Genomic DNA, 16,408 nt, shown 5'->3' with positions numbered 1-16,408 from the left:
CGGTATGATGCAAACAGCAACGATGTTAGCCGGCGTTCAAGACTATAGTGAAACGCAGGCAGAACCTGGTTGGTTGACGAAATTACGTACGCAGGCCGTGGCGAACTACGCGACGTTACCCCTACCAGTGTTTGAAAAAATCAATTATCGCTCTTGGCCACTACTCGACGTCACCGCACCACAAGTGAGCGATGAGCCTGAAGTGACCGCCGACCTCAGTGCTCGTGGGGAACAGACCAACTTTTACAGCTTGGGCGATACCACGGTGCGGGTTAACTTGCCAAAAGCCGCACGTGCGCAAGGCGTTATTTTATGCGACTTGAAAACGGCTATCCGTGAACATGGTGATTTGGTCAAAGCCAATCTCTTTAATCAGGCACTCAAGGCTGACAGTGATAAGTTGACGGCGCTAAACGCAGCGCTGATGACCAACGGCTTCTTTCTTTACGTGCCCGCTAACGTAGTCCTCAAGGAACCGTTAGAGATTTTGCAATTAGTCGATCAACGGCAATCACAAAATTTTGTTCAGCATAACTTAGTTGTGACTGAACCAAGTAGTCAGGTTGAGATTGTCCAACGCTTAGGTAGCGTGGGAACGAACGCCGCAATTGTCCACATGGTCGTGGAGGTCGTGGCGGGTGCCAACAGTCACGTCAGCTTTGCTGGTATTGACAATTTGGCGGCTAATACAACGGCTTACTTGAACCGGCGTGGGGTGCTCAGCCCAGATGCCCATTTGAACTGGGAACTTGCGGAAATGAATGCTGGACAAGTGATTGCTGACTTTGATACCGAACTGCGTGGTCGCGGCTCGGAAGCCAACGTGAAGACGATTGCGGTGGCTAATCAGCAACAGACACAGGGGATGGATACCCGGGTCACGAACTACGGCCCTAATTCGGTGGCCAACATTGTGCAACGGGGCGTCATCTTAGATGAAGCTACGTTGATCTTTAACGGTATCGGTCACATTGTACACGGTGCGCACGGCTCGAAAGCAGATCAAGAGAACCGGTTACTGATGTTATCGTCAGAAGCCCGTGGTGATGCAAACCCAATCTTATTAATTGATGAAAACGACGTTGAAGCGGGTCACGCGGCTAGTGTTGGCCGGGTTGACGAGCAACAAATGTACTACTTATTGAGCCGGGGCATTCCCGAACCAGTCGCACAACGCTTAGTCATCCGCGGATTCTTAGCTGGCGTAGTGACTGAGTTACGTTCACCACGGCTACGCAAGAGTCTTATGAACTTGATTGAGAGGCGATTAGCAGATGACAACGAATGAGTATCGCCAAGATTTTCCAATCTTACAAACTAAAATTAATGATGAACCATTAACTTATTTGGACAACGCGGCGACCAGCCAAAAACCACAGGCGGTTATTGATGCAATGGCGGACTTTTATGCACACGGCAACGCGAACGTTCACCGGGGTGTATATACGTTAGCCGCACAAGCGACGGACCGTTACGAAGTTGTTCGTGACCAAGTTGCGCAGTGGCTCAATGCTGCACGACGCGAAGAGGTCTTTTTTACCCGCTCAACGACGGATAGTCTGAACTGGGTGGTCCAAACTTACGGTGAGCAGTTCGTGACGGCCGGCGATGAAATCGTCGTGACCGTGATGGAACATCACAGTAACTTAGTGCCGTGGCAACAGTTGGCCCACCGGAAGGGTGCGACCTTAAAGTACATTGGGTTAACGGCGGATGGTCAGTTAGACCTAGCGGATGCGCGCAAACAGATTACGGCAAAGACCAAAGTGGTGGCGGTTGCACAGGCGTCAAACGTCTTAGGTGTGACGAACCCAATCAAGCAGTTGGCCCAAATTGCCCACGCTCAGAACGCCATCTTGGTTGTCGATGGTGCCCAATCAATTGCCCACATGGCAGTTGATGTGCAGGACCTCGACGCGGATTTTTATGCCTTTTCAGCGCATAAAATCTATGGTCCAACCGGAGTGGGCGTGTTATATGGTAAATATGACTTATTGTCCCAATTAACGCCCGCCCAATTTGGTGGCGAGATGATCAGTGATGTTGACTGGCAAACAACTGAATTTGCTGCAATTCCAGAACGGTTTGAAGCCGGGACGCCGAATATTTGTGGCGTCATTGGCTTAGGTGCTGCACTGACCTACTTGCAGAGTGTCGGGTTGGACACGGCGCAAGCGATTGAACAGCGGCTGACCAAGCAGCTCTTAACTGGACTGATTGCGATGCCGGGCATCACCGTCTACGGGCCAGAGTCACCAGAATTACACGGCCCCGTTGTTGCGTTTAATGTCGACAACGTTCACGCGCACGATATTGCGACCGGACTAGACTTAGCTGGGGTGGAAATTCGAGCGGGTCACCACTGTGCCCAACCGTTGATGCGTTATTTGCACGTTAATGCGACCGTTCGTGCGAGTGTCGGCCTCTATAATAATTCCGATGACGTGGATCGGCTCTTAACGGCGTTGGAATCGGTAAAGGAGTTCTTTGAATCATGAGTTTATTAAGACTAAAAGCCCTCTACCAGACCGTGATCTTGGAGAATGCGCAGGCGCCACACCACTTTGGGACGCTTCCGAATGCGAAGACGGTCACACTGCATAATCCCACTTGTGGGGATGAAATCAATGTTCAGATGCTGATTAAGGATGACGTTATTGATCAGATTATGTTTACGGGCAGTGGGTGTACCATTTCACAGGCGTCAGCTAGCATTATGACCGACGTTTTAAAAGGGCAAACCGTTACAGAAGCCCAAAAACGGCTAACCGACTTTTCAGATTTGATTACGGGTGATTCGTTGAATGATGCTGATCAGCATGCACTCGGCGACGCCGCGGTCTTAGCAACGGTTGCCGAATTTCCGACCCGCATCAAGTGTGCAACGCTTGCGTGGCACGCCGCGGATCAATTATTAACGATGGGGGATGACGCTGATGACAAAACCAAATAAGGCCCAAGAAGTTACCGCTGGAACGGAGAGTTATGAATACGGGTTTCACGACGATGTGACGCCGGTCTATTCAACGGGGGAAGGCTTGAATGAAGACATTGTTCGTCAGATTTCAGCCGAAAAACACGAACCACAGTGGATGTTAGATTACCGGTTAAAGGCTTATAAAATTTATCAGAAATTACCAGAACCTAAAGTCGGGCCAGATTTGAGCGGTCTGGATTTAGTGCACATGAAATATTTCCAGAAAGCGACCGACAAAAAGTACCGTGACTGGAATGATGTGCCGGATAAAATCAAGCAGACGTTTGATCGCTTAGGGGTACCGGAAGCAGAACGTAAGTACCTCGCGGGTTCAAGTGCCCAGTATGAGTCCGAAGTAGTTTATCACCGGATGCAAGAAACGTTTGAAAAGACGGGAATCATCTTTACGGATACCGATACCGCCCTTCAAAAGTACCCGGAACTCTTTAAAAAGTGGTTTGGGAAACTCGTTCCGGCTGACACGAACAAGTACGCTGCGTTGAACTGTGCGGTTTGGTCTGGTGGGACGTTTATTTACGTGCCAAAGGGTGTGACGGTTACGACGCCAATCCAGTCATACTTCCGGATTAACGCGGAAAACACCGGCCAGTTTGAACGAACTTTGATCATCGTGGACGAAGGGGCCAGCGTTAATTACGTGGAAGGCTGTACCGCACCCAACTACGATTCAGACAGTTTGCACGCCGCGGTCGTTGAAGTTAATGTTTTAGCGAATGCGACTTGCCGTTACACGACCATTCAAAACTGGTCGAACAACGTGTACAGCTTGGAGACGAAGCGCGCTCAAGCAATGGAAAATGCCACGATGGAATGGGTCGACGGTAATTTAGGTTCTAAAATTACGATGAAGTACCCATCCGTCTATTTGAATGGTCAGGGCGCTCACGGCACGATGTTGTCAATCGCGGTGGCTGGTCAAAACGTTGATCAGGATACCGGGGCGCGGATGATCCATAACGCGAAGAATACGACGTCGTCCATCGTTTCAAAGTCGATTGCTAAGGATGGTGGTGCAGTTGATTATCGGGGGACCGTGCGCTTTGGTCGCCACTCCGACGGGTCCTTTGCCCACGTTGAATGTGACACCATCATTATGGATGACTTATCATCCAGTGATACGATTCCATATAATGAAATTTTGAATGGTAATGTCTCTATGGAACACGAAGCGAAGGTGTCTAAAGTTTCAGAAGCCCAACTCTATTACTTGATGAGTCGGGGGATTTCGGAACAAAAGGCCACTGAAATGATTATTATGGGCTTTGTGGAACCATTTACGAAGCAGTTACCAATGGAATACGCGGTGGAATTAAACCGTTTGATTAGTTTTGAAATGGAAGGGTCCATCGGTTAAGGAATCCTGAAATCGCAAAAAGAGGGTGCTTGAGAATTTTTTCTTGAGCCCCTCTTTTTGCGATTCGAGTCGTATTGAAAACAGGCAAAATAATTTACATTTGCCATTTTATGACTATACTGACAAAGTAAATTAAGTGGAACTAAGAGAGGATACTGAGATGCAATTTGAAACGGAACGTTTATTGATTCGCCCAATTCGGGCCAGTGATCACGATGCGTTGCAAGCGATGATTTTAGACCCCCGAGTGGTGGCTTATTTGCGCTATCGCACGCTTGAGACGCCGGCTGAGTTCGACGATGCCTTTAAGACTCACTTCTTGGCAGATTCGACGACAACCTTCGGACTGGAACGTAAACGGGATCACCAATTAATCGGGTTTTACGAGTTTCACGTCGATGCGCAAACGGGTGAACTGACGTATGCACTGAGCCCGGCAGCGTGGGGCCACGGCTACGTCGCAGAAGCCGGTCAAAAAATGATGACGTACGGATTTGAAAATCTAGGGCTGACCCGCATCGAAGCGCACTATGCGAGCGTGAACCCGCGTTCTGGGCGAGTGATGGCAAAATTAGGCATGCGTGATGAAGGGGAACTCCAAACGTTTACGTTACCGACTGGCGAACTAATTCATGTGATGGCGTACGCCTTGAATAAAAATGAATGGCTACGTGTAAAAAGTGCTTGACCTGTAACGGGTTTCAGGTTTTATACTCAATTTGTTGAGTTAGCCACTCGACAACAACAAAATAAACACGCTTTAGATTTGACACCCCGTTCCTTCAGCCGGAACGGGGTGTTTTTTTGTGGCCTTTTCTGAAAAGACCGTGGTCACCTTCAGAAAAGTAGTGTAGGCTAAAAGAAGGTGTTTATTTTACAATCAGTTTTTACATATTTTGGAGGAATTTCGGTGTCGAAAAAAGTCATTATGATCGTAACGATTGCGTTGCTATTATCCAACGCAATGAACGGTTTAGATAGTACCATTATTAGTACGGCGTTGCCGGCCATCATTAGTGACCTGCACGGGCTGCAGCTAATGGGGTGGATCGTTGCGGTATTCCTATTGGGTGGTGCGGTAACGACGCCACTCTGGAGTAAGTTAGGGGAACGAATTGGCAATAAGTCTGCCTATCAAATTTCCACGTTGATTTTTGTACTCGGTGCCCTCCTTGAAGGTTTGGCACCAAATATTATCTTTCTCATTGCGGCGCGGACCGTGATGGGGATTGGGAGTGGCGGGATGACCGCAATTCCCTATATCATCTACGCTGAGATTTACAAAGATCCGGTCAAGCGTGGAAAAGTCTTTGGCTACGTGACGGCCAGCTTTAGTACCGCTGCAATTATTGGCCCATTAGTCGGTGGCTTTATTGTGGATAACTTTGGTTGGCACTGGGTATTTTACATTAACGTGCCGATTGGGTTGGCGTCGATTGCCATTATTCAGTGGCTATACCGGGCACCAGCTGTTAAACCCGCGACGGATAAGGTCGATTACTTGGGCGCCGTTTTACTAAGCGGTGGCCTCGTGAGTCTATTAGTCGGCATTGAAATGATTGGCAAGCTACCAGCCGCTATTATTGGATTGATTATTTTACTCGCCATTAGCCTACTAGTTGCGCTAACAATGGTCGAACGCCGGGCAAGTGATCCGATTATTCCGTTGCGACTCTTTAAAAATCGGTACCTATTGGCGGCGTTTGTCATGTTCTTCCTCATTTACGGTTTCTTCGTTGGGTTTAACGTCTACGTGCCAATGTGGGCACAGGGGCTCCTTGGAACGACGGCCGTTATCGGGGGGGTTACTCAGATTCCTGGTTCCGTGACGAACTTCTTGGGGGCGCAGTGGAGTGGCAACATGGAACGTCGGTGGTCGACCCGAACCGTTGTGATGATTGGCTTTGGGGGCATGTTGATTGCCTGTGGCCTACTAGCTTTGGCTGGGCGTCAGACGAACTACGGCTTTTTATTGTTGGCGAGTGCGTTTCAGGGATGCGGGATTGGAATTTGTTTTACCGTATTGCAAGTCAGTGTTCAGCAGCAGGCGCGCCACCAAGACGTACCGATTGCGACGTCGTTTAGCTTATTAGTTCGGATGCTTGGTCAGACGTTTATGGCGTCGATTTATAGTATCGTGTTGAACCACGCGTTAACGACGGGGGTCGCTAAGTCGGGTGGACAAATTACGATGAACATGATGAATGAGCTCAGTGACGCGACCAGCGCTAGCAAGTTGCCGGCGCACCTATTGCCCGCCATGCGGACGATTTTGCATACTGGGTTACACCACATTATGGGTGTCGCCTTAGTCTTATTAGTCATTGGTTTGGCCGTTAACATCTGGGGCTTTTGTGCACCAAAATCAAAGCCAGCGCACCATTGGTGGTCAGCACTGGGTGTCCGTCATGATTTGAATCAATAAAATAATGTTAGTTAAAAATTGGTCAACAAGACTGGTCTAGCTAGCGTTTATAATAAATGCTTAAAGGTTGAAAAGTCCAAAACTGTTATTAACACCGTTACAGTAGTGACAGTCATTCCTAAATTATCCGCTCCGTCGGGTAGCCCTGGTGTGCTATGGGGGACGGTCGCAGCCGAAGTGCGGTCTGCTCCCTCAATTCAAAGCCGATAACTCGCGTCTTTAAATCGCCCTGCAAGATTGGCAGATAAGAAACTTCTGCCAATCTTGCCGACACAGCACACCAAGACTACCCGACTGCACTCAAAGCAGTCTTACTATTTTGATAACCGGACTCACTCATAAGTAGTGAATCTGTACTAGTCTAAATATTGATACAACAGTAATCAATCTTTAAATTTAATTTTCAATCTTTAATGAATGATTAGAAAGGTAACTACATTTGGTGGTTACCTTTTTTTAGGCCAATTTGGCGGATTAAATTTAAAATTCAGAAAAAATAAAACGTTTGTTCCCCTATCAAAAGTACGGTATGATATAGGAGTATTCTAAAAAAGATGGGGCGAAGAGAGCATGAGAAAATGGACACGACGCGCGTTGGCAGCGGGCGTAATGAGTTTAGGGTTATTACTGGGTGGCTGTAGTACGGTCACTAGCACGACTAATACCGAATCAGGTCAGTCGGCAACGACTGCCGGTGAGACAAAGACAGCTGGCAATCAGCAACAAACGTATCAACAGTTAGCTAAAATGACTTATCAGTCTGGTGGGGCAGCGGCCATTAAGGTTAATAGTGGGAAAAGTACCTTAAAAGCGAGTCAATGGAAGAATTCCAAAATTGACTACGGTAATTTGGACCGGCTCAACCGAACCACGACGGATACCGCTTATTTGAGTAAAGCTAACTTAGGTCGGTCAGCTGGTCGGACTGCGCAGACGTGGAGTCCGACTGGTTGGCATAACCAACCGATCAAGGTCAATGGGAAGCGGGTTTACCCGCAAAACCGTGGCCATCTGATTGCCTACACGTTGTCATTTAACCTGACCAATACCGGGAAGTACCGTTCAGGGGAGGATGGTAGCTTGGACAATCCTAAAAACTTGGCAACGCAAACGGCGTACTCGAACCAAAAGACGATGCAGATTTATGAAGATCAGGTGCGTACGGCCATGGAACAAGGGAAGAAGGTCATTTATAAAGTGACGACGGTCTTTCGGGGCGACGAATTAATGCCACGGGGCTATTGGTCTCAAGCAGTGTCAACTGACGGCAGCGTTAACTTTAACGTGTATATCTGGAACGTTGAGCCCGGGGTCAGCTTTGACTATGCGACTGGCCGGGGCAAGGCTGATAGTACCATGCAAGTTGCTGGGGCTGATAAAGTGAACAGCAGTGCTAATACTATTCAATCACGGCATTATTCTAAAAAGCCGACGACTTCTAAGCAAGTGGAAAAAGAGCTTTACCGCTACGGCTATAAGTACGTTAAGAAGCACTTGAACAATTAAATGAAAGACTGGTACAATCTATGAAAATTGTCCTATTCCAAGACAACCGGGCCAAAGCAGACTGGTAAACGATAGGATAGGCGCTATACTGATAGCATAAACGTTGCTTAACCGCCGTTAATTGCTATTTTTCTCAATTATATTAACAAGTAGCGTTTGTAAAGACCTGAATGAACGGGTTCCTTCCCAAGTGCCTGTGATTTTTCCATACAATAACGTCGGCTCCCAACCACGTTATTGCTAACCAATCGTTTGTTTGATTGTTAGTACTAATTACCCTTGAGACGTCCAACTGCGTGGTTGGACGTTTTTTTGTGCCGTAAAAAGCCGCCCGACTGATGAGCGGGCGGCTTAGATTATAGTAGTAAAAGCAAACTAACGGCAATTAAGGTGACAAAATCGATCCCGATAAAGCACCGGTCCAGTTGGTGAACAACGCCCCGGTAAGCATCAACTAAGGTAAATGATGAGAATTAGCGCAATCAGGGCGTAACCTGAATAGTTGAGTACCATCGTATTTTGGTGAATCGCATTTGGTAATAGCAATAATTGAACGACTAACCAGCTCAACTTGATCAACCGGTCCAAATCAACACTCATCAAATTGCTTGTCAGCGGGTATTAGTGTTGCATGCCGCGAAACAGCCAGCGCCGGAAGCAAAGCAACGTGAAGCTTAATTTAAGGACAAAGAAAAACCGCGAGTAATCGCGGTTTTTGTCGTTCCTGAATAAATGCTATAACCCAAAGAAAATTTTATAAGTGAAAACACCGATAATGGCGCCGGTAATTGGTGCGAGCACGGGTACCCAACTGTAGTCCCAGTGAGAAGAGCCTTTGTGGGTAATTGGCAAAATGGCGTGAACGAGCCGTGGACCCAGATCTCGAGCGGGGTTCAAGGCTGGCCCGGTGGCACCACCTAAAGCAATGACCATTGTCATGATTAACAGCCCGACTCCAATGTTGGCAATATCCACATTGTTGTGGAAAAAGACGCCCCGGTAAAGGCCCATTGCTCCGAATGCCAAGAAACCCGTCCCAATCGTTTCAGTGACAAAGCCATTAAACTTACTATCAGTCGCGTCGCCAGTCGCAAAGGTCGCTAAGATTCGACCCGCGTCATCGGTACGTTTGTAATGTGGGGCATAGATTGCCACGATTAATAATTGCCCCACGATCGCGCCGACAAACTGCCAGAATAAGTAACCGGCCACATGTGACCACGGAAAGATTCCTGCTAAGGCTTGGGCAATCGTCATTGCCGGGTTAATATGACAACCCGAAATGGCGCCGAACATCATCGCTGGTAGCATGACCCCGAAGCCGAAGCCAAACGCAATGAAGATCCAACCCCCATTCGCTTGCCCTTCGTCACCATTAGCCGTGGTGGCTTTTAGAAACGAGTTGGCAACCGCCCCGTTCCCAAATAAAACTAACATTAAAGTACCAAAAAATTCAGCAGCGTAACGTGCATCCCAGGTACCACTCATAATGCATCCTCCTAGTTATGGATTAATTAGTTGTACACCTTGAAATATACAGGAAAACGGCAGTAGTGTAAACGCTTACATTAAAAATGGTTGTGTTCGTTAAACAACGTTTGTAATGTTGGCTAAAAATAATATTGCTGGCGGGAATAAATTAAAATCTTTTTACGCTTGGTACTAGTGAGACGTAGCTTTCATGATGGTAGTCTGCCGATATTGTAGTAAAAGGATATTCCTATGACTTCAAACATTAGACCAGTTAGAGACCACATCACACTATCTGATAAACAAACGACCTACCTTAATAAATTCCTAACGCGACTTTGCGGAGGTTATCAAGTGGTTGGTTGATACATTATATCCAACGGCTGAAAAAATTGTATTAGCGATGGATAACTTAAACATCCATAAACTCGGATCATTGTACCGGCGATTTAAACCAGCCGAAGCACGACACCTAGCAAGTAAACTTGAGATTCATTACACACCCAAACATGGTAGTTGGCTAAATATAGCTGAAGTTGGCTTGAACTTATTAACACGACAATGTCTTAACCGACGCATTCCAGAAATTGGCAAGTTACGACAAGAATTAGAAACTTGGTGTCGCGAACGGAATGAAAAGAAGCTCTCCGCAGATTGGCAAGTTACGACCAAGGATGCCCGGGTAAAACTACATTCACTTTATCCAAAGCTAGTAGATTAAAGACCATTAGTATGACCGCTTTCTACCTCGTGGTGAAGACTATTACTATGGAATTGTATTGAAATCAGACATTAACAAAAGGGTGTTGCAAATGAAAAATAAATGGTTTATCATTGATACATTCAAATATTAGAATGAAAGAATATAGGGAGGCCGTAAAACATGGTTAGCAGTGAAGAAGCGCTCAAGGAATTCCGCGAAACGATTCCGATTTTTGAAGTTTTAGCGGATGAACGTCGGCAGCAGATTATGATTGAACTAACTAAACATGCACACGGGTTGACCGTGGGCGAGTTGACTAAGATCATGCATATCTCGCAACCAGCAGTTTCCCATCAACTGAAGACGTTGAAGGATCATCATTTTGTTTCGGTAGAACATCAAGGGACGCGGAACTTTTATCACATTACTTTTGATGCGCCGCTAAACAAAGTGGAACATTTGATTCATACGTTGAAGGCTGATTTAGAGTTAAAACCGTACTTACGCTAATTGAATCGTTATGAAAAATCGTTGCGTCTAGGTGCAGCGGTGTTTTTACGACATAAGCATTCGTGTATTCGAATAAAAGAATTCAGAAGCGCATGGCGGTCAACTTAATTTGAAGACGCTAGTTTTGTGACTAGCACTAGCTTAATGGTTGAAGCGCGGGTGTAACGGTGATTTACGGGAACTATATTTTTGCGTTCAGTATAAGAATTTAAAAGGGGAGTGGTTATAATTTCAATTCGTACGGAGCTAGATTTACAGCGGGCGATGTACCAATTGTTGGAGCAACGTTCAATCTCGCAAATTACGGTTGAACAAATATGTACACAGGCATTTATACATCGCAGTAGTTTTTATCGGTACTACACTGATAAGTTCGATTTACTTTACCAAATGGTGATGCACGCTTTAGAAGAGTTACTAGCCGCGGAGCGCACGGACGCAACTGGTTCGGCAATCATGGCCCGTTTTATCGGCACCCACACGCAGATATTACGGCATTTGTTAGTAACGAATCCAGAGGGTGACAATAGCCGTTCACAGCGGGTCATTAATGATTGTTTTGTGACCCTAGCGCAGACGGAGGAAACGGATCGGGTGTTTATCACGATCCGCCAGTCTCAACATCCAGATCTAACGGCGTATCTGGTAAGTGGGGTCGTCATGAGTATTGTGCAATGGTTGAGTAACAGCGGACGTGATGGTCAAGCCGAAAGTACCCAAGCCACGATTCGGGCAACACTAGCAACGGTGTTCTCGCTTGAGCAACATTCAGTTTAATTACTTTGAAGGAAGGTTTCAGGTCAGTGAAAATGATTCGCGATGAATGGAAGTCCATTCGTCATAGCAAAATTTTATGGATTTCAGTTTCAGTTATGATTTTGATCCCGTTTTTATACAGTGTCTTCTTTCTGACATCTGTCTGGGATCCTTATGGGGAAACCAAGCATTTACCGGTGGCTGTTGTTAACAACGATAAGCCAGTTAACTATCAAGGCAAAAGGCTTGCAGTTGGTGAACAAATGGTTACCAACATTAAAAAGAATAAACAACTCGGTTGGCGTTTCGTTTCGGCGGAAAAAGCCAAACAGGGGATGAAAGATCGTAAGTACTACATGGTCGTCACGATTCCAAGCAATTTTTCGAAGCATGCGACGACGGTCACGAGCACTAATCCGCAAAAGATGAAGTTGCATTACTCCACCAACGCTTCGCTGAACTACATTGGGAAGGTCATTAGTGATACTGGGGCCACTCAGTTAAATGCTAATGTCCGTTCAGAAGTAACCAAAGCTTACGCCTTAGCCATGTTTAAACAGGTTAAGACTGCCGGCAAAGGCTACCAAAAAGCAGCGGATGGGGCCACGAAGCTTAAAGATGGTGGCGTTGAACTTCAAGATGGGTTAACAACTTATACGACGGGCGTTCACACGTTAAAAAATGGGACGACTGAGTTAAACACGAAGGTTCAACAATTACCAGCCGGGATTGCGCAGCTGGCAAACGGCGGTAGCGCTTTGAAGGTTGGTTTAGATCAATTAAATGGTCAAACGGGCCCGTTGGCAAGTGGCGTTTCCAAACTCGCCAATGGTGCTAACCAACTGAATAGCGGTGCTGGTCAGTTAGCCAGTGGCGTCAGTCAATTGACGGATGGTTCTGGTCAAGTTACGACGGGACTCAGCCAATTAAATGGAAAAACTGGTCAGTTAGCGAGCGGCGTTAGTCAATTAACGAGTGGCTCGACACAGGTCAGCAACGGCTTAACCACGTTAAACAGCAAAACCGGTGCCTTATCCGATGGTGTGGTTCAATTAGCCGATGGTGCTAAGGCACTGAAAGTCGGAATCGTGGATTACACGAACGGTGTTTACACGGTTTCAACCGGTTTACGGACGATCAATAGTAAGACCGGGGAACTTTCCTCTGGTGTGACCCGCTTAACGGCCGGTTCAACGGCATTAGTTAGTGGTTTGAAAGATTACACGGCTGGGGTTGCGCAAACCACCACGGGCGCGGGTAAATTAAATGCCGGTGCTCAGCAAACCAATACTGGTGCTCAAGGAATTAATGCTGGGGTCTCAGATTTAAAGAAGCAGACCGCCGCATTACCAGATTCAGTTAACAAACTGACGGCTGGTTCCAACGACATCAATACGAATTTGGGTCAACTGAAAAGTGGGAGTGCCGAAGTTTCTGACGGCTTGAATAAGTTGGCAGCGGCTAGCACGAGCCAAGAAAGCCAGCAACAGATTCAAGAATTACAAACTGGCATGGCCCAAATGGAAACAGCCTTGGCATCCGTCGACAAATTGATGGCCAGCGCTCAGAATACCACGGATACGAGTAAAGTGGCTGGCTTAATGGCCACCGCACAAAAGGACGTTACCGCGTTAACGGCGACGACCAACACAACCGATTTGACGAGCCAAATCAACGCTAAAATTGAAGGCTTAAAGGATTCTGAAGGTTTGACGGATAAGCAGGTTAAGGCACTGGAAGGTAGTTTAGCCGGTGTTGGTCAAACTAATAATGACGCCGCTAAGACGCAAGCCGCAACGGATTTGAAAGCCACGATGGGTCAAATTCAAACGATGATGAAAGCTAATACTGCGGCGACAACTGGTTCACAAACTAGCCTATTAGCTAGCTTCAAGGAACTTGAAACTGGGGTCAACGCATTGATTACTAATGTCAATACGATGGCAACGAGCGTATCCAGCCTTGATGCGGGTTCAACCAAGGTCACAAACGGGTTAACCGCATTACAGAAGGGGACGTCTGATCTCAGCACTGGTTTGACACAGATGAATGCGCAAGTTCCTGGGATGACCAGTGGTATTGATAAGTTATCGGGTTACACAACGGCCTTAACAGCTGGAACCCAACAAGTTGCTGATGGTGCGGCTGGACTTGCCAGTGGAACGACTAAGCTAAACGGTAATTCTGCTAAGTTGAACGCTGGCGCGGGGGAACTCCAAGGCGGGTTAACCCAGTTGAACGGTCAAGTACCAGCTTTAACCACTGGTATCAATCAGTTAACGGCCGGTGCTAAGCAGTTAACGGACAACTCTAGTCAATTAACTGGTGGTGCATCTAAGTTGGCTACCGGGACTTCCGATTTAAACGGTCAAGTACCCGTTCTCGTTTCATCAATTGGCTTGCTAGCAAATGGTTCAAAACAAGTTACGACCGGGCTGACAACGTTAAATGGTCAGGTCCCAGCATTAGTTGGTGGTGTTCAACAATTGCTATCAGGTTCTAGCCAAGTTACTGGCGGTCTTGTCACGTTGAACGGCAAGGTTCCAGCATTAGTTGGCGGCGTCCAACAGTTATCTGGTGGTTTGAACACAATGAACGGTCAGATTCCAGCCTTAGTAACTGGGGTTCAAAAACTAGATAATGGTGCTGGTCAATTAAACACCGGCTTGCAAACCCTCCAAGGCAGTACTGGTCAATTGACCAGTGGGGTAAAACAGTTAGCCGATGGTGCTGACCAATTAGATCAAAACTCGGCTAAGTTGCTTGCCGGTAACAAGAAGGTTAAGAACGGAAACGGAACGTTAGCAAAATCGTTACAAAGTGGTGCCGATACGATCAACGGCACACCGTTGACGAGTTCTAACGCGAATATGTTTGCCGCACCTTCAAACTTAACGCATTCTAACTATAGCTACGTACCAAACTATGGTCACGCATTAGCACCATACGTCTTGTCGTTAGCACTTTACGTTGGGGCAATTGTCTTCAACTTTGCTTACCCAATTCGTCGGATTGCCGATGATGATGGGACACCAACCCAGTGGTTCTTGAGTAAAATCGCTGTTGGTGCACCAGTTGCTGTCTTGATGGCCATCATAGAATGTGTTGCTTTACTGATTGTTGGCTTGAAGCCAATCAGTATGGGCGGTTACTTCTTAACGGCGATCATGATTGCGTTGGCTTCCATGTTCATTGTCATGTTCCTGTCGATGTTACTAGATAACCCAGGGCGGTTCTTGGCGATGGTTCTCCTGATGCTTCAACTTGGTGGCTCAGGTGGGACCTTCCCAATGGAAATTACGAACCACTTCTTCAACGTAATTCATCCATTCTTGCCATTGACTTACTCGATTCAAGCGTTCCGGCAATCCTTAACGGGTGGCTGGGGTAACGGAATCTACTGGTCATCGATTGGGGTACTCGCAATCTTTGCAATTTTAGGTTTAGTGCTACTGTGGGCTTCGATGGTTTTCTTGAAAAAGAAGAACCTTCAAGTTCCCGCTGAAGCTGAAATTCAGATGAAAGCTGGCAAATAATTACAAGCTGTAATGAAGGATCGGGCGACTGCCCGGTCCTTTTTTGCGGTCAAGCATATTAGTGAGGATAATTTAAAAAGTATGTTACTATTAATGGTTGTCTAATTTAATTTTAATAAATGATTGAGAGGTGCGCAGTGAGTATATTTATGAAACTAGGCTGGTACTTTCGCCGGGAGTGGAAACTCTACTTGGCGGGAGTTCTGGGTCTAATCTTGACTGCTATTATTGGCATTATTCCCCCACGTATTATTGGTGACGTGGTCGACGGAATCAACCAGCATAACTTAACGGCGCACTCGTTAACGGTCTATTTGGGGATTATTGCGGCTGCGGCGGTTGGCCAGTACTTTGCCCGCTACTTATGGCGTAATGCGATTTGGGGCGGTGCAGCTGGGTTGGAACGGACGTTACGCGAGCGTTTATTTTGGCACTTTATGAAAATGGACGCGACTTTTTATCAAAAGTACCGGACGGGTGATTTGATGGCCCACGCGACCAACGACTTAACGGCGATTGAGCGGGTCGCTGGAGGTGGAATTTTGCAATTTGCTGATTCCATTATTACCGGTGGCACAACGCTGATTGCGATGATGATGTTGATCGATTGGCGACTAACGCTGATTGCGGTAGTCCCATTCCCATTACTAGCCGTTGTTTCCCGCTACCTTGGAAAGAAAATCCACGTGGCGTTTCGATCCTCACAGGCTGCCTTTTCACGGTTGAATAACAAGGCGCAAGAGAGTATCAGCGGGATCAAAGTCATCAAAGCGTTGGGCCAGGAACAGGCGGATATGGATGATTTTAATGAACAAATCGATCAAACGATTAAAATCAACCGTCACGTTAATACGTTAGATTCACTTTTTGACCCGGCGATTACCATTATCATTGCGGTTTCTTACGCAGCCACCATTATTTTAGGTGGCCTCTACGTGGTCAATCACGTGATTACGATCGGTAACTTGGTCTCGTTCATCACTTACTTAGGGATGATGGTTTGGCCAATGTTTGCGGTTGGGATGTTATTCAATACGATGGAACGTGGGAACGCGTCGTACGACCGGGTCATGGAATTACTGAACCAAAAAAGTGCCTGAATTGTCAAATCAAGTGCAACACTCACAACCCATTCTTATCAATTGGTCTA

General features: G+C 46.8%; 13 protein-coding genes and 1 pseudogene. 12 read left to right on the top strand and 2 right to left on the bottom strand.

What is annotated here, in order from left to right; all coding sequences use genetic code 11:
• Positions 1 to 7: 7 nt before the first annotated feature.
• The 7 genes from sufD (at position 8) to IV64_RS00690 (ending at position 8,283) form a co-directional block, all read left to right on the top strand.
• Positions 8 to 1,288, top strand: coding sequence for a Fe-S cluster assembly protein SufD (gene sufD, locus IV64_RS00720; RefSeq protein WP_057705244.1), 1,281 nt, complete (start codon positions 8 to 10; stop codon positions 1,286 to 1,288).
• Positions 1,275 to 2,498, top strand: a complete 1,224-nt coding sequence (locus IV64_RS00715; protein WP_057705243.1) for an aminotransferase class V-fold PLP-dependent enzyme — start codon at positions 1,275 to 1,277, stop codon at positions 2,496 to 2,498. The genes sufD and IV64_RS00715 overlap by 14 nt, the downstream gene beginning before the upstream one ends.
• Entirely contained in the window at positions 2,495 to 2,953 is a 459-nt protein-coding gene (gene sufU, locus IV64_RS00710) for a Fe-S cluster assembly sulfur transfer protein SufU (protein WP_057705242.1), read from the top strand. Before IV64_RS00715 ends, sufU begins: the two co-directional genes overlap by 4 nt.
• On the top strand, positions 2,937 to 4,352 hold the full coding sequence (gene sufB / locus IV64_RS00705; protein ID WP_057705241.1) for a Fe-S cluster assembly protein SufB: 1,416 nt from the start codon (positions 2,937 to 2,939) through the stop codon (positions 4,350 to 4,352). Before sufU ends, sufB begins: the two co-directional genes overlap by 17 nt.
• Positions 4,353 to 4,512: 160 nt before the next feature.
• A complete protein-coding gene (locus IV64_RS00700; protein ID WP_057705240.1) occupies positions 4,513 to 5,040 on the top strand; it encodes a GNAT family N-acetyltransferase in 528 nt (175 codons plus the stop codon).
• Between the two features lie 222 nt (positions 5,041 to 5,262).
• Positions 5,263 to 6,777, top strand: a complete 1,515-nt coding sequence (locus tag IV64_RS00695; RefSeq protein WP_083491524.1) for an MFS transporter — start codon at positions 5,263 to 5,265, stop codon at positions 6,775 to 6,777.
• A 570-nt stretch (positions 6,778 to 7,347) separates the two neighbouring features.
• Positions 7,348 to 8,283, top strand: coding sequence for a DNA/RNA non-specific endonuclease (locus IV64_RS00690; RefSeq protein WP_057705239.1), 936 nt, complete (start codon positions 7,348 to 7,350; stop codon positions 8,281 to 8,283).
• 450 nt (positions 8,284 to 8,733) lie between these two features.
• Here the strand turns inward: IV64_RS00690 and IV64_RS14245 are convergent, their stop codons facing one another.
• Together IV64_RS14245 and IV64_RS00685 are read right to left on the bottom strand one after the other, a co-directional pair.
• Positions 8,734 to 8,883, bottom strand: a complete 150-nt coding sequence (locus IV64_RS14245; protein ID WP_157060959.1) for a hypothetical protein — start codon at positions 8,881 to 8,883, stop codon at positions 8,734 to 8,736.
• Between the two features lie 135 nt (positions 8,884 to 9,018).
• Positions 9,019 to 9,771: an MIP/aquaporin family protein gene (locus tag IV64_RS00685; RefSeq protein ID WP_057705238.1), complete on the bottom strand. Its 753-nt coding sequence runs from the start codon at positions 9,769 to 9,771 to the stop codon at positions 9,019 to 9,021.
• A 331-nt stretch (positions 9,772 to 10,102) separates the two neighbouring features.
• On the opposite strand from IV64_RS00685, the gene IV64_RS00680 reads away from it, so the two are divergent.
• From IV64_RS00680 to IV64_RS00660, 5 genes and pseudogenes are all read left to right on the top strand, one after another.
• Positions 10,103 to 10,474 (top strand): transposase, encoded by a 372-nt coding sequence (locus IV64_RS00680; RefSeq protein WP_083491523.1) that lies wholly within the window; start codon positions 10,103 to 10,105, stop codon positions 10,472 to 10,474.
• A gap of 162 nt (positions 10,475 to 10,636) precedes the next feature.
• A complete protein-coding gene (locus tag IV64_RS00675) occupies positions 10,637 to 10,966 on the top strand; it encodes an ArsR/SmtB family transcription factor (protein WP_057705236.1) in 330 nt (109 codons plus the stop codon).
• Between the two features lie 219 nt (positions 10,967 to 11,185).
• Entirely contained in the window at positions 11,186 to 11,743 is a 558-nt protein-coding gene (locus IV64_RS00670) for a TetR/AcrR family transcriptional regulator (protein WP_237757285.1), read from the top strand.
• A gap of 26 nt (positions 11,744 to 11,769) precedes the next feature.
• Complete coding sequence (locus tag IV64_RS00665) at positions 11,770 to 15,258, top strand: YhgE/Pip domain-containing protein (protein ID WP_455363807.1); 3,489 nt, start codon at positions 11,770 to 11,772, stop codon at positions 15,256 to 15,258.
• 137 nt (positions 15,259 to 15,395) lie between these two features.
• Positions 15,396 to 16,355 (top strand): annotated as a pseudogene (locus tag IV64_RS00660) (ABC transporter transmembrane domain-containing protein); the annotation flags it as partial.
• Positions 16,356 to 16,408 lie beyond the last annotated feature (53 nt).

This window comes from Lactiplantibacillus xiangfangensis, from assembly GCF_001438845.1.
Taxonomy (GTDB): Bacteria; Bacillota; Bacilli; order Lactobacillales; family Lactobacillaceae; genus Lactiplantibacillus; species Lactiplantibacillus xiangfangensis.
The sequence above is the reverse complement of the archived record's forward strand: the minus strand, read 5'-3'. Positions and strand labels throughout refer to the sequence as shown.